Raw genomic sequence first — 20,934 nt, 5'->3', positions numbered from 1 at the left:
TGCTGGAAGAGTGATTTCCATGGACGGGATTGGGGAGATGGGCTCGGTGATCACGACTTTGCCCGCTCATGTTCCGAAATTGGACGGATTGGAGAACCTGGACCAAGCGGCGCTCGCTGGGTTTGAGGCTTCGGCCGTTGGCTCGGTGGAGGGTCTTCTCCTCGAGGTACGTTCTTTCCGTGTTGGTGCGTACAGCAATGAGTTGATCGATCAGATTCGTGGGCTGGAAGACGTGAAGTCGGCCATCGCGGCGTTGCAGGCCAGGATCGCTGTGGCCTTTGATCTCGCCCAGCGCCAAGCGTATGCGGAGATGGGCGCTCCGGCGGCTGAGCAGGGCAAGGGTGTGGGCGCGCAGATCGCCCTGGCCCGGCGTGAATCACCCAACAAGGGATCCCGGCTCCTCGGCCTGGCCAAGGCCCTGGTCTCGGAAATGCCCCGCACCATGGCCGCCCTGGAAACCGGGCACCTGAACGAATGGCGCGCCACCCTGCTCGTGAAGGAAACAGCCTGCCTCTCCGTCGAAGACCGGGCCGCGGTTGATGAGGAACTCGCCCCCGACACCGGAACCTTCGACGGCGCCGGAGACAAAACCATCATCGCCGCCGCACGAGCCGCAGCCTACCGGCGCGATCCCCGCTCCGTCACCCAGCGCGCAGCCCATGCCGCGTCCGAACGGCACGTCAGCCTCCGGCCCGCACCGGACACCATGACCATCCTCACCGCATTGCTCCCCGTTGCCCAAGGCGTCGCCGCCTACGCCGCGCTCACCCGGCACGCCGATTCGGCCCGCTCCGGCGGGGACACCCGGAACCGCGGACAGGTCATGGCCGACACCCTCGTCGAACGCCTCACCGGCACCCCCGGCGGGATCAGCGGGATTGATCTGCAGCTCGTCATGACCGACAGCACCCTCCTCCAAGACGACAGCGAACCAGCCCGGCTACAAGGCTACGGAATAGTCCCCGCCCGGGTGGGCAAGAATGCTCATCGCCGGAGGCAGCAACCAGACGAACGGAGCGCCCGGGACCAACAACCATGCGGAATCCGGGCAGGTCAACTCGGGTACGGAACGCACGGGCGGCGAGGCATTCAAAGTCTTGCTCCGCCGGCTCTATACAGCACCGGCCTCCGGAGAGTTGCTGGCCATGGACTCAAAAGCCCGGCTCTTCCCACCCGGGATGCGACGCTTCATCGAAACCCGGGACCACACCTGCCGCACACCCTACTGCGACGCCCCCATACGCCACACCGACCACATCATTCCCTGGCACAACGGCGGCGCCACGAGCCTTGCCAACGGCGCCGGGCTCTGCGAAGCCTGCAACCACACCAAAGAAAACCCCGGCTGGAACACAAAAACAATCCCCGGCGGCCAACATCAACTGGAAATCAGCACCCCAACAGGTCACAGGTACCAATCCAAAGCCCCACCCCTGCCAGGCCATGTGAGCCAGCATCGGCGGGAGACAACGCGTCTACTACAACCCGAGCCTGAGCTCCCCGTCCCCCGACATAACAGTTGAACCCTATGTTCCTCAAGAACATAGGGTTCAACTGTCAGCTCGGGCGCCGGAGCTACGGTGCCTTCACCAAGGGGATTGACGCCGTCTCGTCCACGAGCTCTGCACGACGCAGGCCACCACCGCGAACCCATAGCTTGTAAGCGACGAACAGGAGGATCAGCCAGGTACCGCCGACATATAGGGCTACGCGCGTATCCTCGAAGACCCCGAGGATCACGATCACCATGGCCATGAACGCCATGGTCAGGATGGACGCTGCCGGCCACAGGGGTGAACCGAATTCCGAAGCCGGAAGCCCCTTGCGCTTGATTTCGCGCTTCATGGCAACGTGCGAAGCAAGGATCATCACCCACACCCACACTGTGGCAAACGTGGCTATCGAGGCGATCAGCACGAACACGTCTTCCGGGATCACAGCGTTCAGCAGGACGCCCACCAGCAGGATTCCGCCCATCATCACCACGGTCATCCAGGGGACGCCGTGCCTGGAGATCTTGCCGAAGCTCTTTGGAGCATGACCTTGCTGGGCAAGACCGAACAGGATGCGGCCGGCTCCAAAGATGTCGCTGTTGATAGCGGAAAGGGCCGCAGTGATGACCACGGCATTGAGAATGTGCGGTGCAGCAGGGATGCCCAGGCCGTCGAAGATCTGCACGAACGGGCTGCCGCTGCTGCCGATTTCGTTCCACGGGAAGATGCTCATCAACACGCCCAGCGTCAGGACGTAGAACAGCAGCACTCGGACTGGCACAGTGTTGACTGCCTGCGGGATGACCTTTTTGGGATCGGCAGCTTCGCCAGCGGTAATGCCGATTGTTTCGATCCCACCGAAAGCAAACATCACGACGGCGAACGCAGCCAGGAGCCCTTCGAAGCCGTTCGGGAACAAACCGCCGTGGTTAACCAGGTTCCCCAACCCCGGTGCCACACCGCCGCCGTCGCCCGTCTGGAAGCCGAAGACGACGATTGCTGCGCCTCCGACGATCATGGCGATGATGGCCACCACCTTGATCAGCGAGAACCAGAACTCCAGTTCACCGAAGACCTTCACGCTCAGCAGGTTCATGGCGCCCAGGAAGAGAATGATCGCAAGCACCCAGATCCAGCGGTCCACCTGTGGGAACCAGAAGCCCATATAGATGCTGAAGGCTGTGACGTCCGCGATGGCGACGATCGCCATCTCGAACACGTACGTCCAGCCGGTAACGAAGCCGGCGAACGGTCCAAGGTACTTGCTCGCGTATTGGCCGAATGAGCCGGAGACGGGGTGTCGGACGGCCATTTCGCCAAGTGCGCGCATCACCATGAAGACGGCTGCACCGCCGATGATGTAGGCCAAAAGGACGGCGGGGCCGGCCTTCTGTATGGCGGACGCAGAACCGTAAAACAGTCCCGTTCCGATCGCGGATCCGAGTGCCATAAAGCGGATGTGACGGACGTTGAGGCCACGGCTCAGTGCCGTACCGGCGGCTTGGAGGACGGTGTCCTTCGAAGCCAGCATGGTTTGTTGCATGGTAAAACCTTCTCGTCTTTGGGAGGGGATCGCTATCCAGCAGATCACTTTTGGCCGCCTTGTGATTGGCCTCACGGGGGTTTGGTGTCTTTGATCGCAGACAGTGCGACAGGAGTCACAGTCGAATCTCAGATACGATGTCCGCGGACAGCTAGTCACCCCGGTAGGCAGGTCTTCAGGTCCAATGCCGCCCGGATGGCTCGGACACTGTCATCGCATCTTTCTTGGGGGACTCGTAGATGTCTGCTTTCCGTGTTGCTTCCATCCGTGCTGCTCGCCATCGTTGGGCCGCCGCCGTTGTGGCCTTGATCGCGGGGGCATCCCTGCTCTTCGCCGCCCCCGCCCGGGCATACGACATTCCTGAGTTTGAGATTCCCCTCGCCTCGCAGGCTCCCGTTCCTTTTGTGAAGCGCGCTGTTGATGTGGCCGGCGTCCTTGATCTGTGGAGGACAGGTGGCCCGGCGACGCGCGCCGTAGCCCAGCTTGCCTTGGTGGGCGGTCCCGAGGCCGTCCAGGCATTCCTTGACGGCGGACAGGACGTTGCGCTGGCAACGGACCGTAAGGAACTGGTCACCGAGCTGACGAAGCGGGGGAGTCCACACGTACGGTCCTCCGCGAAAGCAGCGCTCATTTCCGATGCCGCAACAGTTGCCTTCTTGTCCGACGGCTGGGCGAGTACATGGAAGGGCGATCTTCGGACGACGGCGACGTATTTCACCAACGTGGCAAACCCTCGAATAAGTGCTGCCGCCTCCAAAAGTCTGGACTCGGGCGAGGAAGCCATTGGGCAATTCGTGCTTGAGGGCTGGCGGAAGATCGCGCAAGGCCAGGATCGGGAGGCCGTCTACTACCTGACGAATTCCCCCGTGCCTGAGGTAACTCTCGGAGCTCAAGCTGCCCTGGACTCCTCCAGCCCGGACTTCGTTGCTGATTTCCTTCGCTACGGGCAGTTCGTCGCCTCAGACCACCACACGGAATCAGAGGCAGTAGCCGCGCTGCTGCAGCAGGTCAAGGCAGACGTGGCAGCCAACCCCAACGGGGCTGCCGGCGTGGCCGAGAGGGCGAGGGCCGCCGTCGAGCAGGCTCGGAGGACCGCAACTGCTGCGAGGGCAGCGGATTCATCGCGTCTCGTCGCGGACAGGGACTTCCTTTCATCGTTGGCTTTGCCTCGGCAGGCCACGGACACTGCGCTGCTGACGTCCGAGGAGCCGGCCAAGACGGCCTTCGCGACGGCGGCTCGCGAAATTCCGGAGCTACTGGCAACCCTTACCGCGCCGGGAACCGATCTCCATGTCCGCAGTAAGGAAGCCCGGCAGGCCACACTTGATCTGGCGCTTACCGGCACGCCGGAGGTGAAGAAGGCCGCTGAAGCTGCCCTCCTGGCACGAGACTCCGGGATCAAGGCCTTCATCACCAATGGCTACGCGGCTTCGACCAAATTGGATGGCTCCGCTTTGAGCGCCGACCGGCAGCGCGTTTACCAGCTTCTCCACCTTGGTGGCGGGCACGTTAACGCAGCCGCCGACGCCGCCCTCAGTTCAGCCAACCATGCAGATGTCCGGTACTTCCTGGAATACGGATTTGATCAAGCGCTGCACCTCGACAACCGGGTCCAGACGACCTTCGCCTTGGATTCAACACCAGAGGTGCGGGCAGCTGCCAGCGTCGCCCTCGACGGCAGTCGGGCCGACCTTCAGGCATTCATGACCAGCGGAAAGGCCGCTGCTGCCGAGCGTGACAAGGCCACGGCCGCCCACGTAGCGTTGGTCAACGCGACGATCGCCGAACTCGCCGGACTGGCAGACAAAGCAGCGCTCGACGCCGGGACGGCGGCCGACGCTGCCAAGTCGGCTGAGGCGGCGCGGCAGGCAGAAGCGGCACGGCAGGCAGAAGCAGTCCAGGCTGCTGAAGCAGCGCTCCCGCTTAGTGGTTTGCCGCACGTCGCCGTCCACCAGTTGGCTGGATCGGCCCCGGCGCTGGTGCCGTGGCAGTCGTCGCCCGCCGTCGTGATCCCCGCAACGAGCGAGACGGGTGCGTCTGCCGCTGACCTGCCCGCGCTTCCCCCTCCTCCGGCTGGCAGCGCAAATCCGGGTGACATCGTGTCCGTGGAGCCGGAAGCCCAGGAAGCCGCCACTGCTTCCAACACGTCACAAGGTTTAAACGCTTGGACTATCGGGTTGATTGCGCTGCTGGTCGCCGCGGCGGCGGGTGGAATCACGCTCGTTCTGCGCCGGAAAACGCCGACAAATGCAGTGCCGGAAACGCCAGTCAAGGCCAAGCCCTAGGCGTGCCCTAGTGACGGGGATTCTTCCGCAGGTATTCCCGTAGCCCCGGGATGGCAAAGACAACTTTGCCGTGACCGGCTGATTCGATGAGACCAGCATCCAGCAGTCGTGTGCGGTACTTGGCCACCAACGTGGGTCGCGAGCCAGTTCTCTGCACGATGTCGGCGATCGTCGAAATGTCATCGTCGATTGCCATGGCGTGTAGGAATTCCAGGTCCTTCGAGGACGCCGACGAAAGGGCAGCTTCAATCACAACGCGTTCGTTTCGTCGGATTGCTGCTTCTGTTGCCCGGTCGACAGCAGCCGGAGTAAGGGAATCGTCGTGGTTCTCAGCCTCCCTCCAGAGAAAGTAGCCGACCAATTGAATGAGGAATGGGTAGCCACCAGTCGCAACGGCGGCGCGGTGAATCTGGTCGGGAGCGATAGCTATGTCGGCCCGAGCGAATGTCTCGGTGAACGACGCTTCGACATCCCGTATCGCGGCGGCATGGAGATCAATCTTGTCGGCCCTGCGAAGAAAAGTAGCAACTCCCTCGTTCAGAAGGTCCGACACCGCCGAGGGTAGGCCAGCAAAAATCAGAGCTATTGGCAGCCGGTCTTGGATGAAGTGCTGTACGTTTGCAGCCAACTGGGCCAGTTCGGAACGGTCGGCGGCGTGGATCTCGTCCACTGTGATGAGGAGGCCAGTTCCGTTTGCATCCAGAAGCTGGAGGAGGTTCTCTCCCAGCTCCCTCCCAGTCGACCTGCCGTTCTGGTGATAGTTGCGTCGTAACGCCAAACCCAGCGACTGTGACTGCCGTGATGCGTCGTCGCGCGTCGGGTCCGTCCCCCAATTCTTGGGTAAGGCGACGCATCTTTTCACCTATGCGCCCCATGAACGTGCCGGTCGCCGTCTCCGAAATCACAGCCCAACCATGTTCCCTGGCGCCGGTAAGGATGGACAGGTGAATCTGGGTGAATTTGGTGAATTTGGATAACTGGGTGAATTTGGTGAACATCCCGCATTGGGACCGACCTCCCGCGGGCATCTCCGGCAGTGCGGCTCAGCCCCGCAGCAGGTACTTCGCTACGCCCTCCGGGTTTGCCAAGGCCAGCAGGTGGCCGCCTGCGATGACGTCGGGCGTGAGTCCTAAGCGTTCTTTGGCCACTCGGCGCTGGAATTCCACGGGAAAGAACCGGTCGTCCCTCCCGCTGAGTACCCTTGTTGCGATGCTGGGCCACTCCGTGAAGTCGCAGACTGATTCGAAGACCGCATTGGCTTCCGGCCGCTGATACGGTTCACCCGCTGCAGCGACGTCCGGTGGAACGTCGTGCAGGAAATCTGTGGCAACGTCGAACTCGGGACTGTAACCGTGGGCCGCAGCAGCGCTCTCCCTCGCGGCGTCCCAACCTGTGTTCGCCCACCAGTCGCCAGGGGTTTCGCCCGGCATTGGGATCATCGCGTTGACGAGGACGAGCTCGCGGATGATTGACGCACGGTCGCAGACCAACGGCGCGGTAAAACCGCCCAGTGATTGGGCCACGAGCACGACGTCGGTGCGGGCGCCAATGGCGTCCAGAACCAGTCGCGTGTACTCGGGCAGGCCAGCACTTTCGTCGTCCCCAGGGAGGTCCACCGCGACGGCCTCGTGTCCGGCACGCTCCAGCAGCGGAACCACCCGGCTCCAATACCAGGCTGTCCCGCCGGCTCCCGGGATCAGGACGAACGTACTCACGGCAGTTCGGGCCGCACGCAGTGGCGAGGGTGAAACACGGTGGAATTCATGTCCCTATTGTCTTCCTTCACAGGGGCGCCGTTTCTGCGTAACGTCGGCTCCATGGACCCTGTCATCCAGACCATCGATCTCCATAAGAATTTCGGCCGGGTCAAGGCACTGGACGGCCTCGACCTCGAAGTCCCCGCGGGGCAAGTCCACGGGTTCCTCGGCCCGAACGGTGCAGGGAAGTCCACTACGCTCCGTATCCTGCTGGGCCTGGCACGCGCCTCGTCCGGCAGTGCGAGAGTCCTTGGATTGCACCCATGGGCCGACGCCGTTGAACTCCACCGGCGTGTTGCCAACGTCCCCGGCGATGTCAGTATCTGGCCGAATCTCTCAGGGGGAGAGACCATTGATTTTCTCTCCCGGCTTCGGGACAGCGGGGCAGATCACGCTGAGTATCGACGCAGCAAGGAGCGTTTGTGCCAGCTCTTCGACTTTGACCCCACCAAGAAGGGCCGTGCCTACTCCAAAGGCAATCGCCAGAAAGTTGCGCTCATCGCAGCCTTGGTTGCCGACGCTGAGGTCTACCTTCTGGACGAGCCGACAAGCGGTCTGGATCCCCTCATGGAGGCCGTCTTTACTAGGGAGATCCGGCGGCTCGTCGCCGAGAAAGGGGCCACTGTCCTTCTTTCCAGCCACATTCTCTCCGAGGTGGAACAGCTGGCCGATAGTGTCAGCATCATCCGGGGTGGTCGGATCGTTGACGGCGGGACTCTGGAATCCCTGCGCCACCTGACCCGCACAGGGATCTCTTTCGCGCAGGACCAGGTGGACGTCCAAGCCCTCCAAAGCCTTTCCCAAGTCCACGACCTCACCTTGGCCGCAGGCCGGGTCAAGTTCAATGCCGATTCGGACCGTGTCCATGAGGTCCTGCCGATTCTTGGACGTCTGGGCGTACAGGGCCTGCTGGTCGCTCCACCGTCGCTGGAAGAGTTGTTCCTCCGGCACTACGGGGTTGCCCTTCCGCCCCAGTCAGAGGAAGTGAAGTCCGACGGCGGCACTCACCATGGGCGAAGCCGCCCGCCCGCGGCGACGGGCCCTTGAGATGAGCCGCTTTCTTGGCTTGTATTGGCAGCGACTTCGCCGCGACCGGTGGCAACTCCTGAGCTGGATTGCTTCCATCGGTGCCCTTGCCTTTTTCGCCACTACAGCGGTGGCTTCGGCGTACGGGGACGATGCTTCCCGCGCCGAGATCCTGCATGTTGCCACGGCGACTCCCGCTATTTTGATTCTCCGCGGGCTGGTCAGGGGCCCCGCCCTGGACGCATTTACGTTTTTCCAGATCTTCGCCTTCATCGGTGTCCTTGCTGGCCTGATGAACACCTTCCTGGCAGTGCGGCATACGCGTGCCGAGGAGGAAGCGGGCCGGGCTGAGCTCGTCGCGTCCACGGCGGCGGGCGGTGGATGCCATTGACGGCGACCGTGACGCATGGGCTCGTAGGAAACGTGCTCCTGGCCGCGGCAGTCACGTTCGGCTTTATCGCCGGCGGTCTCGACTCCGCTGGCTCGCTCGTGGCCGGTCTTGCGGCCGGAGCCATTGGCTTGGCGTTCCTCACGGTCGGATTGCTCGCATCCGAGTTCATGAGTACCTCGCGTGGGGCAAACGGAGCGGCGGCCGGGCTAGTGGTCGCCGCCTATCTTCTGCGCGGTTTCGGCGATGCGACCGGCGAGGTCAGCCGGGACGGCCTGACGGTAACGGCGGCATGGCCGAGCTGGGTTTCGCCCATCGGTTGGGGGCAGCAGACGTTTGCCTACACGGGAAACCGATGGTGGCCCCTGCTGCTTCCGCTGGGGCTTGGCATCGTCTGCGTCTCACTGACCGCCGTCATCATGTCCAAGCGGGATGTAGGAGCGAGCGTGCTGGCCGGACGACGAGGCCGGATGGACGCCCGACCCTCGCTCCGCGGGCCCTTTGCCCTGGCACTACGACTCCAGCAGGGCGCGATCGTGAGCTGGTGCATTGGCGGGTTTATCGCGGGCCTGCTTACCGGCGCCCTGGGCGCTGCCATCCAGCAGGTCAGCATCACGAATTCCTCGGTCACAGCGATCCTTAGGGCCATGATCGAGGCGCAAGGCACATCCATGACAGAGCTGGTCATTGCTGTCCTCTTTGAAATCGGTGGCATCCTGGCGGCGGCCTGCGGACTCCAGGCCGTTCTGCGATTGAGGCAGGAAGAAGTTGCGGGCACTGCAGAACTGGTGCTCTCGCAACCACTGGGACGCATTCGTTGGTTTGGCAGCTTTCTCGGCCTCGGGGCGGCCTCCGTGGTACTCGTCATGGTGTTCGCGGCATTCGGTGCCTGGTATTCCTTGTTGGTCTCGGGGGAATCAGCCGTTGATGTGGGCAACGTGTGGGAGACGGCCGGGGCTCAAATCCCGGCTGCGCTGCTTTACTTGGCCTTGCCCGCTGCGGTATTTGTCACCTTTCCCCGCGCTACTGTTCCGATCGGTTGGGCGTTGCTGGCGTTGGGCGTCGTGCTGGGTATCTACGGCGGAATGCTGGGCTTCGACAAGACCCTCAGGGACCTCTCGCCATTCACACATACGCCGGTGGTTACCACCACGGGAACCGATTGGAGCGGCGGCTTTTGGATGCTCGGGATTGGAGCGGCGCTAGTGGTGTTCGCGTTCGTGGCCGTGCGCCGCCGGGAGGTTGGCACGGTTTGAGCCGCGCTCAAATATATGACCGCCAGTTAAGTCTGGTATTTCAGACACTGCATGGAGGGAGTGGTCTGGCGCTGCCGTACTTAACAGGGCACGCTTGAGTACGGGATACCGGACACATCGCCCCGCGTGGGGCTGGACGGTTTCTCCTTCAGCAGTCTTGAGCAGTGAGGAACCATGACAACCACGCCACTGGCACCAGGCAAGGCCACATCCAAGGTCCCTGCCGCCGAAAATACGCTGCGCATCCTGAAACTGTTGGCCTCGCGGAGAGGGCCGATGGCGGCGTCGAACATTGCGACGGCGCTCGGCTTGCCCCGCTCCAGCGTCTACCACCTGCTCGGCGTCATGGAGGCCAACGGCTTCGTCCTCCATCTGCACGAAGAGCAGCGCTACGGCCTCGGCATCAGCGCCTTCGAGCTCAGCTCGGCCTATTCACGGCAGGAGCCTTTGTCGCGTCTCGGGCGGCCTATGCTGGCCTCGCTGGTGGACGTGATTGGCGAAAGCGCGCACCTGGCCGTGCTTCATGGCCGCGACGTCCTTTACATCGTGGAGGAACGCGCCAAGAACCGCCCAAGCCTGGTGACCGACGTCGGAGTCCGCCTGCCCAGTCACCTCACCGCGTCAGGCCGCGCGATCCTGGCCGCCCTGCCAAAGTCCCAGGTTCGCGCCCTATACCCGAACGCCGCCGCCTTCACATCGCGCCACGAAGTCGAATTCCCGATCATGAAGTACTCTGCCCTGTCCTCCCACCTTGACCAGGTGCGGCAGCGTGGCTACGCCACGGAAAACGGCGAGATTACGCCCGGATTTGGCTCAATAGCCGCCGCTGTGACTGACCACGTGGGATGGCCGACGGCGGCAGTCGCCGTCACGTTCTTGGAGGACAAAGTGCCGGCTGAGCAATGGCCGGTACTGGCTGCGCGCATCCGCAAGGCTGCCGACGAATTGTCCGTACGCATTCACGGACGACCGGCTGGCTAGGCCGTTCGCATAGTCCATTCGTCCTAGTCGCCACGCGGCTTCGGTTCGCCCGGCTCGGGTTGGCCCGGCTTCAGTCTGCCCGGCTCCGAGGCGTCGCGCTCGACGAGTCTGCGGAACGTCTCCAGCTCACCCCGGAAGCTGCCCCGGTAGGACCCCATGGCGAAAATCCGCCCGAAAACCGCTGAAACGAATCCTCGGGTCACGAACTCCTGCTGGATGCGCGTACCGCCTGCCTCGGCAGTAAACCTCACATCTGACTCGCCCTTCAGGATCGCGTTGCCGAAACGTGTGTGGATGTGCCAAGGCCGTTCGACGGCGAGGATCTCCGTGGGGCTCGCCATGCGCCCGAACCACACCGTGTAGCGGCTGCCGGCCTGGTCGATCGAGCCAGTGCGATCGGTCACCCGGGTGACTCCGCCGATCCATTCCGGGAACCGGTCCAGATCCGTCCAGGTCGCGAAAACGCGCTCCGGCGGAGCCGCAACGAGGGTAGTCACTCGGAACGTTGCCATGGGTCCAGCATGCGCTCCTTCCCGCGCGAATGCGAGGGGTTGGCCTCACTTCACAGCGACGCCTGGGCGGAGGATCAGCGAAGGGCTGCATGCGTCTGTAATCCCGGACATCACCAGTTGAAAAGCCATTCCAGGGCCCTCGTAAAGGGGCTTTAGTAGAAGCAGAAGAACTTTCCACTACACACTTCCCAAAGACGAAGGAGTCATCATGGCACCCGCCGATTTCACTACTGGTGCCCGTCCGGTCAAGGCCGCGCGGGGTACTGAGCTTACTGCCAAGTCGTGGCAGACTGAGGCGCCGTTGCGTATGTTGATGAACAATCTGGATCCTGAGGTCGCTGAGCGTCCTGATGATTTGGTGGTTTACGGCGGCACGGGCCGTGCTGTGCGGTCTTGGGCTGCGTTTGATGCGATCACCCGGACGCTGGAGACGATGGAGAAGGACGAGACGCTGCTGGTGCAGTCGGGCAAGCCGGTGGGTGTGTTCCGCACCCACGAATGGGCTCCCCGTGTCCTGTTGGCGAACTCGAACCTGGTGGGGGACTGGGCGACGTGGCCGGAGTTCCGCCGCCTGGAGGCTGAGGGCCTGATGATGTACGGGCAGATGACGGCCGGGTCCTGGATCTACATCGGCACGCAGGGCATCCTGCAGGGCACGTACGAAACCTTCGCAGCCGTCGGCAACAAGCTCGCGGCCGCCAGGCAGAACACCGCCGGCCACCCGGCCCCCGCCGCAGAAGGCTCCACCGCTGCTGGTTTGTCGGAGGGACCACTGGCGGGGACGCTGACGTTGACGGGTGGGTGTGGCGGGATGGGCGGTGCCCAGCCGCTGGCGGTGACGTTGAATGATGGTGCGTGCCTGATCGTGGACGTGGACGAGACCCGCCTGCGCCGCCGTGCGGGCAAGCGGTACCTGGATGAGGTCGAAACGGATCTGGATGCTGCGATCGCGAAGGTCCAGAAGGCCAAGGCCGAACGCCGTGGCTGGTCCGTGGGCTATGTGGGCAACGCCGCGGAGGTGTTCCCGGAACTGCTGGCCCGCCACAAGGCCGGGGAAGTGACCTTTGATGTGGTCACGGACCAGACGTCCGCGCACGACCCGTTGTCGTATTTGCCGGAGGGCATCACGGTGGCGGAGTGGCACACGGAGGCCGCGGCGGATCCGGAAGGGTTCACGAAGAAGGCCCAGGCGTCCATGGCCCGCCAGGTGCAGGCGATGGTGGAGTTCCAGGACGCCGGGGCCGAGGTGTTTGATTACGGCAACTCGATCCGTGATGAGGCACGCAAGGGCGGGTACGAGCGGGCGTTTGAGTTCCCCGGTTTCGTTCCGGCGTATATCCGTCCGTTGTTCTGCGAGGGCCTGGGCCCGTTCCGCTGGGTCGCGCTCTCGGGGGACCCGGAAGACATCGCCGTCACGGACAAGGCCATTAAGGAACTGTTCCCGGAGAACACGCACCTGCACAAGTGGCTGGACGCCGCGGCGGACCGCGTGGAGTTCGAGGGCCTGCCGGCACGTATTTGCTGGCTCGGGTACGGTGAAAGGGCCAAGGCCGGGCTGTTGTTCAACCAGTTGGTGAAGGAGGGCAAGGTCAAGGCTCCGATCGTGATCGGCCGTGACCACCTGGACTCCGGTTCCGTGGCGTCCCCGTACCGGGAGACCGAGGCCATGGCCGACGGGTCCGACGCGGTAGCTGACTGGCCGTTGCTGAACGCCCTGCTGAACACCTCCTCGGGCGCTACCTGGGTGTCGATCCACCACGGCGGCGGTGTCGGTATCGGCCGGTCCCTGCACGCCGGGCAGGTTTCCGTCGCTGACGGCACGGACCTGGCCGCGGAGAAGCTCGAACGGCTCCTGACCAACGACCCCGGCATGGGCGTCATCCGCCACGTCGACGCCGGCTACGACCGCGCCGTCGAAGTCGCCAACGAACGCGGCGTCCGCATCCCCATGAACGAGAAGTAGGCAACAAAGTGACTATTACTACCCACGAACCCCTGACCGTTACCCTCGGTTCCAGCGGCGTGACCCCGGAAGACGTCGTCGCCGTCGCACGCCACGATGCCAAGGTGACCATCTCCCAGGACGCCCTGGATAACGTCGCCAAGGTTCGCGCCCACATCGATAGCCTCGCCACCAGCGATGTCCCCGCCTACGGCATTTCAACGGGTTTCGGCGCGTTGGCCAACCGCCACATCCCCAATGACCTCCGCACGCAGCTGCAGAAGTCGCTCATCCGCAGCCACGCAGCGGGCATGGGGCCGGCGGTTGAACGCGAAGTGGTCCGCGGCATCATGTTCCTCCGCGCCAAGACCCTCGCATCCGGCCGTACGGGCGTCCGTCCCGTGGTCCTGCAGACCATGGTGGACGTTCTCAACGCCGGCATCACCCCGCTGGTCCGCGAGTTCGGTTCGCTGGGCTGCTCCGGCGACCTCGCGCCGCTGTCCCACTGCGCGCTGGTGCTGATGGGCGAAGGCGAAGCAACCGGTCCCGATGGCGAACTCTACGGAACCGCTGGCCAGCCGCCTGTTGCTGAGCTGCTCGCGCAGCACGGCATCGAGCCGGTCACCCTCGCGGAAAAGGAGGGCCTGGCCCTCGTCAACGGCACCGAAGGCATGCTGGGAATGCTGCTGATGGCCATCGCTGACATCCGTTTGTTGCTCGCGACTGCGGACGTTACTGCCGCGCTCAGCGTCGAGGCACTGCTGGGCACCGATCAGGTGTTCCTGCCGGAGCTGCACGCTGCCCTGCGTCCGCACCCCGGGCAGGCTGCCAGCGCGGACAACATGCTGCGCGTGCTGTCCAACTCGCCGATCGTCGCCTCCCACCGGATCAACGACACCAAGGTCCAGGACGCTTACTCCCTGCGTTGCGCCCCTCAGGTTGCCGGCGCTGTCCGCGACACCGTGGACCACGCCGCACTGGTAGCTTCCCGGGAACTGGCCGCAGCGATCGACAACCCGGTTGTCCTGCCGGACGGCCGCGTCACGTCCAACGGCAACTTCCACGGTGCACCCGTGGCCTACGTCCTGGACTTCCTGGCCATCGCCATCGCGGACCTCAGCTCCATCGCGGAGCGCCGTACGGACCGCATGCTGGACCCGGCCCGCTCCCACGGTCTCCCGGCCTTCCTCGCCGGGGACCCCGGCGTCGATTCCGGCCTTATGATCGCCCAGTACACCCAGGCCGGCCTGGTTTCGGACAACAAGCGACTGGCCGTGCCTGCATCGGTGGACTCCATCCCGAGCTCCGCCATGCAGGAAGACCACGTGTCCATGGGTTGGCATGCTGCCCGGAAGCTTCGCAAGGCCGTGGAGAATCTCCGCCGCGTCCTGGCTGTGGAGCTGGTCACCAGCGCCCGCGCTATCGACATGCGCACGCAGATGTCCGACGGCGAACTGACCCCGGGCCCGGCCGGTACAGCTGTGCTCGAGGTGCTTCGCGAAGTGGTCCAGGGACCGGGAGCCGATCGGTTCCTGTCGCCCGAACTCGAAGCGGCTGACCGTCTTGTGGGCTCCGGTGCGGTCCGTGCGGCCGCCGAATCCGCCGTCGGGATCTTGGCCTGACGTCGAATAAAACGCTCATTTGATGGGCAAATTTGTCACGTCCCGGAAATTGTTCGCAACGCAATCTCCGGGGCGTGACAAATGTAGTAGAACTTATGGTGTACGTCACGTCCACGTCAACGATGCCGTGGGCCTGACGGTCAACCGTTCATAACTCAATACACAACAGCGAACATCCACAAAGGGGTAGAAGTTCAATGAAGGCACGTGGAGCAGTCCTCTCCAGACGAAGCGCACACTCAGTTACGGTTTCGGACTGGAGGCAACTCAAGGTTGGCGAGCGCGTGGAGGTAGTCAAGTACGCGCACGTGATCGCGGCCGGGCTGATCGAGGAAGTCTCCGGCAGCGGAAATGTGGTGTGGCTGGAGCACTCTGGGCCGGGCGTCACGGAGGAAGGCAAGGAATTGTTCATGAAGTCCGACGGCGTGACTCTCCGCCGGGCTTAGCTCTCCGTCGGGCACAGTGAAGCAAAAAGCCGGGGCTCAGGCCCCGGCTTTTTGCTTTTCTACTACAACTGCAATTACTACTGTTACGCAGCGAGCACTTCGTGGGTCTGGCCGAAGGGAACGGATTCGTCCAGGGCCACTGTGTAGGTGCCGGGCTCGTGCCGGGTCACCAGAATGCCGCAGTTGGCATCTGCTGCTGCGTTGTTGATCAAAGCATCCACGGCGCGTTCAAGTCCGTCGTGGATCTCGTCTGCCTTTGAAAAAGACAGGCGAATTTCGCGTTCTGCAGTGATTGCAGCGGTCATTTCGGGGCCTCCTATTACTTGCCGCATGCGAGGGCGACCCATCAATCATAGGACGTTTGACGCAAAATATGTAAGATGACCGGCAGCATCAATGTCCGCCCCCTCATCTCCGGACCATGGCGCGAAGCAGCTTTACCGCCACGGAGAGCGCTGCAATGTCCACCGGACCGGGCTTGATGGCCTCCTTGATGGTCTCCTGGACGCGGGCCAGTTGTTCGATGTTTCCACGTTCCCAGTCCATGATTCGCTCCACTGGGTCAGACGCCGTGGCAGTCACCGCACCAGAGATCCGGGGCGTGTGCCGCACTACCGCTTTGGTCATGTCCGCGAGCACCAAATACATGTCATCCCGCAAGGCCGCACGTGCCAGCGACTCCCAGTGGGTGTCCCGCGGGAGCATGGTGATGTGTTCCAGCAGGGGGATGGCCGAGATCCGTTCGAAGACTGCGAAGTACACCTCGGCCACCGCCTCCACTGGCTCTTGCAGTTCCTCCGCGATAACGGAAATGTCCAGCAATCCGTAGCTGACCAGGAGTTCGGATGCCCTGATGCCCAGATCATGGGGCAAGCCCACCGAGTCTGTATGGGCCAGGCGTTTCTGGGTGTGGTGAGGGTTGACTCCATGAAGGAAGCTCGTGAGGTTCTCCCGCATCAAGGACATCGGCTGCTCAAGCCTGGCCAAGGCATCGGCAATGGGCTTGTCGCGGAAGTCGTGGGTCACGTACCAGCGGACGGACCGGTCCAGTAGCCGCCGCAGATCCAGGGCAACGGCGGCTCCATGCTCACGGGGTGTGGTGGGCGGCACTTGGGCGATGCTGCCGGTGAGGGCGTCAAAGTCCCAAATCTTCCGCATCACCACGAACGCCCGGGCCACTGCCGGGGCAGAAACCGTCGTCTCCTCCATCGCGCGGAAAGCGAAGGCTATGCCTCCCATGTTGATCATGTCGTTGGCCACCACCGTGGCTACGATCTCCCGGCGCAGGGGATGCGTGGAGAGATGTTTACCGAACCGCTCTGAGACTTGCTGGGGGAAATAGCCACGAAGGGTTTGAGAAAACCAGGGATCATCGGACAAACCGCCCTCGGTGAGTTCGCGGGCGAGTTCGATTTTGGCGTAGGCGGCCAACACGGCGAGTTCCGGAGTGGTTAGTCCCTTACCAGTCAGGACACGTGCCTGAAGCTCGGCGTTGCTGGGAAGGCATTCGAGCTCCCTGTCCAGATCTGTGACTGACTCAAGCCAATCCATGGTCCGTTCAAAGCTGGGACTCCATTCCAGCGCCAGTTGCTTGTCATTGAGGAGCAGGACGTTTTGGTCATCGTTGGTTTTCAGGACGAGCCGTCCAACCTCGTCTTGGAGCGAGTGCAGGAATCCGGTTCTTTCTGCCGCCGACATCCGGCCTGCGGAGACCATCCGGTCCAGGAAGATCTTGATGTTCACTTCATGGTCCGAGCAATCCACGCCGGCTGAATTATCGATCGCATCGGTATTGACCAGAACGCCTGCCAAAGCTGCTTCGATCCGGCCGCGCTGGGTTACTCCAAGGTTGCCGCCCTCGGCAATGATGTGCGCGCGAAGATCCTTGGCGTTGACCCGGATGGCGTCGTTTGATTTGTCTCCCACCTCGGCATGGGTCTCCGTGGATGCCTTGATGTAGGTGCCGATTCCGCCGTTGTACAGGAGGTCCACCGGGGCAGTGAGGACTGCGCGGAGAAGCTCAGGTGGGCTCATTGCCAGCTGGCCATTCGCATCGGTGCCCTCATCCAGCCCCAAAGCGAGCCGGACTTGTTCCGTGAGCAGGATGGATTTTTCCGTCCGGGCAAAGACGCCGCCGCCCTCGCTCAGCTTGGTGAGGTCATAATCGGCCCACGAGGAGCGTGGGAGTTTGAAGAGCCGTTCCCGCTCGGCGTAGGAGAGCTCAGGGTCCGGCGTAGGATCCAGGAAGATGTGCCGGTGATCGAAGGCGGCCACGAGTTTGATGTGGCGGGAGAGGAGCATCCCGTTGCCAAAGACGTCTCCGCTCATGTCTCCGATGCCAACAACCGTGAAGTCCTCAGCCCGGCAATCGATCAGGAGTTCACTGAAATGGTGCCGCACGGATTCCCAGGCACCCCGGGCTGTGATCCCCATCTGCTTGTGGTCATAACCTACTGAGCCTCCGGAAGCGAAGGCGTCTCCCAGCCAGAATCCGTACTCTGCGGCAAGGGCATTGGCGATGTCCGAGAAAGTTGCTGTTCCCTTGTCGGCGGCCACGACGAGGTAGTAGTCGTCGCCATCGTGCCGTACCACCCGGGGTGGCGCGAGTACGCGGCCGTTGCTTCCGCCGTCGGGATCCGATACGAGGTTGTCCGTGATATCCAGCAAACCGCGGATGAATGTCCGGTAGCTTTCCTGACCTTCCGCGAGCCAGGCCGCACGGTCCTCTACCGGGTCCGGGAGTCGTTTGGGGAAGAATCCGCCCTTGGCTCCGGTGGGAACAATCACGGCGTTCTTGACCGTCTGGGCTTTCACGAGTCCCAGGATTTCCGTCCGGAAGTCTTCCCTCCTGTCCGACCACCGAAGGCCACCGCGGGCTATCGGACCGAAACGCAGATGGACGCCTTCAACGCGCGGCGAATAGACCCAGATCTCGAATTTCGGGCGGGGCGCAGGGGCAGCCGGGATGCTGGCGGGGTTGAGTTTGAAGCTGATGAAGGGCTTGTTGAGATGGAAGTTCGTGCGGAGCGTGGCGTCCACCAGGCTCGCCAGGGAACGCAGCAACCTGTCGGCGTCCAGGACAGGGACGGCGTCGATGGCTTCCATCAGGTTCGTTCGGGCTCTATGAACGGCCTGCGTCCTGTGGCTCAGTTCGCTGCTTCCCTCTTCGAACAGATCGCCCCTGGCCGGCCCCGGCTCCCCATGACCGGAATTGAGGAGTTCCGGATCAAACAAGTCCGGAGCAAAGCGGTCAGGATTGAATTTCGCCTCGAACAATTCCAGCAGCGCATGGGTGGCCATGGCGTTCCCGCGGAGCGTATCCGCGATGAAGCCGTAGGAGTTGGTGCTCCCCAGTTGCCGGAGGTACTTGGCATACGCGCGCAGGATGGCAACCCGCCGCCAGTCGATGCCCTCCTTGATGACCAAGGCGTCCAAAGCGTCTGACTCAGCATCACCGCGCATCGCCGCACAGAACGCGCCAGCCAGCAGATCGCCCGTGGCCACGGGGTCAACCCCGCGCGGATACTTCAGGCCGAGGTCGTACAGGAAGAACTGCCGCCCGTCGGCACGCTGAACGTCGAAAGGACGCTGGTCCAGGACCTTCAAGCCCAGGTTATGGAAGAAGGGGAGGATCTCGGTCAGGCTCTGCGGGCGCGTTAGGTAAAGACGGATCCGGGCATCCTCACTGAGGACTGCCGTGCCGGGACGTTGGTAAACGGTGAGGAGGGGATCTGCTTCGCCTGCAGAATCCGGCTCCGTCGGAATTCCCGGAAAGCTTTCGAACCTGGCAATGTCCTCAACTGCGTCCTCCACCTCGTAATCAGCCTTGTAGCTGGCCGGAAACGCGGGTGCCCACTGCTTGGACAATCTGGCCGCCTCCTCCCGCGGATACCTCGTTTGGAGGGCCTCGTCCAAGCCTTGAGCCCAGGACCTTGTAGCGGCGATGATCCTCTGCTCAAGGGCTGCGGCGTCCACCACCGCCGGAGCGCCGCGGTGCGATGAGTCGTGCCGTGAGGGGTCCTGTGGCAAAAGGATCCGGAAGAACACGCGAGCCATGGCGGATTCGCCCAAGCGAAGCTCGAACTCTATGGCGTCCGAGCCAAACGCCTCGCGCAACTCGCGCTCGATGTTCAGTCTGACGGCCGTGCTGTACCTGTACCTGGGGAGGAAAACCAGTGCTGTCATGAACCGCCCGAAGGAGTCCGGACGAAGAAAGAGCCGGGTGCTATGGCGTTCCTGGAGTCGCAGGATCTCGCGCGCACGGATGGCCAGCTGCTCGGCATCGATGTGGAACAGTTCGTCCCGCGGATACGCCTCCAACACCGCAAGGAGTTCCTTGGCGTGATGCGACGACGCCGGGTAACCGAACGCCCGCAGCACTTCTTCCACTGTGTCCCGGATGACCGGGATCTGCTGGGCCGAGCGAGCTGTTGAACTGGGGGAGAAGAGGCCAACAAAAGTGCACCCGCTGGTGTTCGTGCCGTTCCCGTTCACCGTGCCAAGGCTGATCTCGTCGAGGTAGGAACGTCGGAGGACTGTTGAGCGAAGCGTCGATTTGGTGAGGGTAAGCACCTTGCCGGGAACATCGCCCGGCGCTGGACCGGCAGCATCACGGAGGAGGCCGAGGCCGCGGCGCCCGCGAAACCCCAGGAACACAAAATTCCCGTCATCCAGCCACCGCAACAGCTCCTGTGCTTCGCGCGCCGTTCGGTCTTTTGCTGCGGCCCCGTCCAGCACACGGATTTCGTGTACCAGTTCCTCGTGGATGGCATCAGCGTCCGCTGCCGCAGCCCGGACATCACCCAAGACCTTGTTCAGCCGGCCCACCAGCAGCTCGGCGCTCGCGTTGTCCGGAATCCGGGGGATCTCAATCGCTATCCACGCCTCCGTGAGCGGTCCGTCGTCGTGCTCGTCCGGCGAAGGGACAGGTGCCGTCGCCCGCGCATGCTCCTCGAAACGTTCGACGCCGGTGGGCAGCCCCGAGCGGTGAGGTCCCCTGTGGATACCCGTCATGCGGTGGGTGGCCGGGTCCCGCGTGACGCTGAAAGTGGGGTGCACCAAAAGCCGGATGGAAGCGGTGTCACGAGCGATCTCCGCTGTTACGGAGGGAACCAGGTAGGGCATGTCATCCGAGACAATTGCCACCAAGCTGGTATCTGTTTCGTTCAGGACGCCGATGACTGCTTGTCCAGGTTCACGGCGTTCCGCTAACGAGCGGTGGTAGCGTGCCCGCTCCAACAAGGTTTCGGGCGTGTAGCTGCGGACGTCGTCGTCCGTGACGTGCTCGTAGTAGTCGGTCAGGAATCCGTCCGCCGGCTCCGTCATTGGTGCCATGTCGCTGCGCCTCCGCTGCGCAAAGGAGCGGCCGTGCTGCTGCGGTCGGCAAAGTCCATGCGCCTCATTTCATGATCGCTGGCGCCGGGCCGGGGGTAAAGCCCAAGAGACGTGGTGGCGGGATTCGAACCCGCGTGCGCTGCTTTGCAGGCAGCTCCCTGGCCTCTCGGGTACACCACGTGCAAATGACACTAGGCGCCCGAACCCGGGACGATCAAAGTTCATTGCCCCGGCTTTCGCAGGGCTACGTTGGCTTTCGGGGGACTACTTTGCTTTTCCCAGGATTACCGAAAGGCTACGGAACGTTGCCCTTGGTGACGCCTCCGCCGGGCCAGCCTGGAAACGCCCG

General features: G+C 63.2%; 14 protein-coding genes, 1 tRNA gene and 1 pseudogene. 9 read left to right on the top strand and 7 right to left on the bottom strand.

Going from position 1 to position 20,934, the window contains the following annotated elements; translation table 11 throughout:
• Positions 1 to 37 precede the first annotated feature (37 nt).
• Positions 38 to 1,523: pseudogene (locus tag ACTAQJ_RS15060) on the top strand (HNH endonuclease).
• Between the two features lie 52 nt (positions 1,524 to 1,575).
• Here ACTAQJ_RS15060 and ACTAQJ_RS15055 read toward each other — a convergent pair.
• The gene (locus ACTAQJ_RS15055; RefSeq protein WP_498697263.1) at positions 1,576 to 3,036 is read right to left on the bottom strand and encodes an amino acid permease; all 1,461 of its coding nucleotides are present in this window, start codon (positions 3,034 to 3,036) and stop codon (positions 1,576 to 1,578) included.
• A gap of 239 nt (positions 3,037 to 3,275) precedes the next feature.
• Here ACTAQJ_RS15055 and ACTAQJ_RS15050 point away from each other — a divergent pair, with 239 nt between their 5' ends.
• Positions 3,276 to 5,321: an ALF repeat-containing protein gene (locus ACTAQJ_RS15050; protein WP_498697262.1), complete on the top strand. Its 2,046-nt coding sequence runs from the start codon at positions 3,276 to 3,278 to the stop codon at positions 5,319 to 5,321.
• 7 nt (positions 5,322 to 5,328) lie between these two features.
• On the opposite strand, the gene ACTAQJ_RS15045 is transcribed toward ACTAQJ_RS15050, so the two are convergent.
• A complete protein-coding gene (locus tag ACTAQJ_RS15045; RefSeq protein ID WP_498697260.1) occupies positions 5,329 to 6,183 on the bottom strand; it encodes a DUF8462 domain-containing protein in 855 nt (284 codons plus the stop codon).
• Positions 6,184 to 6,364: 181 nt separating this feature from the next.
• Positions 6,365 to 7,036, bottom strand: coding sequence for an alpha/beta fold hydrolase (locus tag ACTAQJ_RS15040; protein ID WP_431117689.1), 672 nt, complete (start codon positions 7,034 to 7,036; stop codon positions 6,365 to 6,367).
• Positions 7,037 to 7,138: 102 nt separating this feature from the next.
• Between ACTAQJ_RS15040 and ACTAQJ_RS15035 the strand changes: the two genes are divergently transcribed.
• The 4 genes from ACTAQJ_RS15035 to ACTAQJ_RS15020 all read left to right on the top strand — a co-directional run bounded on the left by ACTAQJ_RS15035 (position 7,139) and on the right by ACTAQJ_RS15020 (position 10,729).
• On the top strand, positions 7,139 to 8,125 hold the full coding sequence (locus tag ACTAQJ_RS15035; RefSeq protein WP_498697258.1) for an ABC transporter ATP-binding protein: 987 nt from the start codon (positions 7,139 to 7,141) through the stop codon (positions 8,123 to 8,125).
• Between the two features lies 1 nt (position 8,126).
• Complete coding sequence (locus ACTAQJ_RS15030; protein WP_498697257.1) at positions 8,127 to 8,495, top strand: hypothetical protein; 369 nt, start codon at positions 8,127 to 8,129, stop codon at positions 8,493 to 8,495.
• Entirely contained in the window at positions 8,492 to 9,748 is a 1,257-nt protein-coding gene (locus tag ACTAQJ_RS15025) for an efflux permease Rv1217c-related protein (protein WP_498697255.1), read from the top strand. The genes ACTAQJ_RS15030 and ACTAQJ_RS15025 overlap by 4 nt, the downstream gene beginning before the upstream one ends.
• Positions 9,749 to 9,922: 174 nt before the next feature.
• Positions 9,923 to 10,729: an IclR family transcriptional regulator gene (locus ACTAQJ_RS15020; RefSeq protein WP_216922359.1), complete on the top strand. Its 807-nt coding sequence runs from the start codon at positions 9,923 to 9,925 to the stop codon at positions 10,727 to 10,729.
• Between the two features lie 23 nt (positions 10,730 to 10,752).
• Here ACTAQJ_RS15020 and ACTAQJ_RS15015 read toward each other — a convergent pair whose 3' ends face one another.
• Positions 10,753 to 11,241 carry an SRPBCC family protein gene (locus ACTAQJ_RS15015; protein WP_498697252.1) on the bottom strand — a complete coding sequence of 163 codons (489 nt, stop codon included), beginning with the start codon at positions 11,239 to 11,241 and terminating at the stop codon, positions 10,753 to 10,755.
• 208 nt (positions 11,242 to 11,449) lie between these two features.
• On the opposite strand from ACTAQJ_RS15015, the gene hutU reads away from it, so the two are divergent.
• The 3 genes from hutU to ACTAQJ_RS15000 all read left to right on the top strand — a co-directional run bounded on the left by hutU (position 11,450) and on the right by ACTAQJ_RS15000 (position 15,251).
• Positions 11,450 to 13,204 carry a urocanate hydratase gene (gene hutU / locus ACTAQJ_RS15010; protein WP_498697250.1) on the top strand — a complete coding sequence of 585 codons (1,755 nt, stop codon included), beginning with the start codon at positions 11,450 to 11,452 and terminating at the stop codon, positions 13,202 to 13,204.
• Between the two features lie 8 nt (positions 13,205 to 13,212).
• Positions 13,213 to 14,805: a histidine ammonia-lyase gene (gene hutH, locus ACTAQJ_RS15005; protein ID WP_498697248.1), complete on the top strand. Its 1,593-nt coding sequence runs from the start codon at positions 13,213 to 13,215 to the stop codon at positions 14,803 to 14,805.
• Positions 14,806 to 15,002: 197 nt separating this feature from the next.
• Positions 15,003 to 15,251, top strand: coding sequence for a hypothetical protein (locus ACTAQJ_RS15000; protein ID WP_431117696.1), 249 nt, complete (start codon positions 15,003 to 15,005; stop codon positions 15,249 to 15,251).
• 83 nt (positions 15,252 to 15,334) lie between these two features.
• Here the strand turns inward: ACTAQJ_RS15000 and ACTAQJ_RS14995 are convergent, their stop codons facing one another.
• The 3 genes from ACTAQJ_RS14995 to ACTAQJ_RS14985 form a co-directional block, all read right to left on the bottom strand.
• A complete protein-coding gene (locus tag ACTAQJ_RS14995) occupies positions 15,335 to 15,556 on the bottom strand; it encodes a hypothetical protein (protein ID WP_431117697.1) in 222 nt (73 codons plus the stop codon).
• Positions 15,557 to 15,659: 103 nt separating this feature from the next.
• Positions 15,660 to 20,585: an NAD-glutamate dehydrogenase gene (locus ACTAQJ_RS14990; RefSeq protein WP_498697246.1), complete on the bottom strand. Its 4,926-nt coding sequence runs from the start codon at positions 20,583 to 20,585 to the stop codon at positions 15,660 to 15,662.
• A 109-nt stretch (positions 20,586 to 20,694) separates the two neighbouring features.
• Positions 20,695 to 20,765 (bottom strand) — tRNA-Cys (locus ACTAQJ_RS14985).
• Positions 20,766 to 20,934: the final 169 nt, after the last annotated feature.

Source organism: Arthrobacter sp. alpha11c (assembly GCF_054149985.1).
The sequence above is the reverse complement of the archived record's forward strand: the minus strand, read 5'-3'. Positions and strand labels throughout refer to the sequence as shown.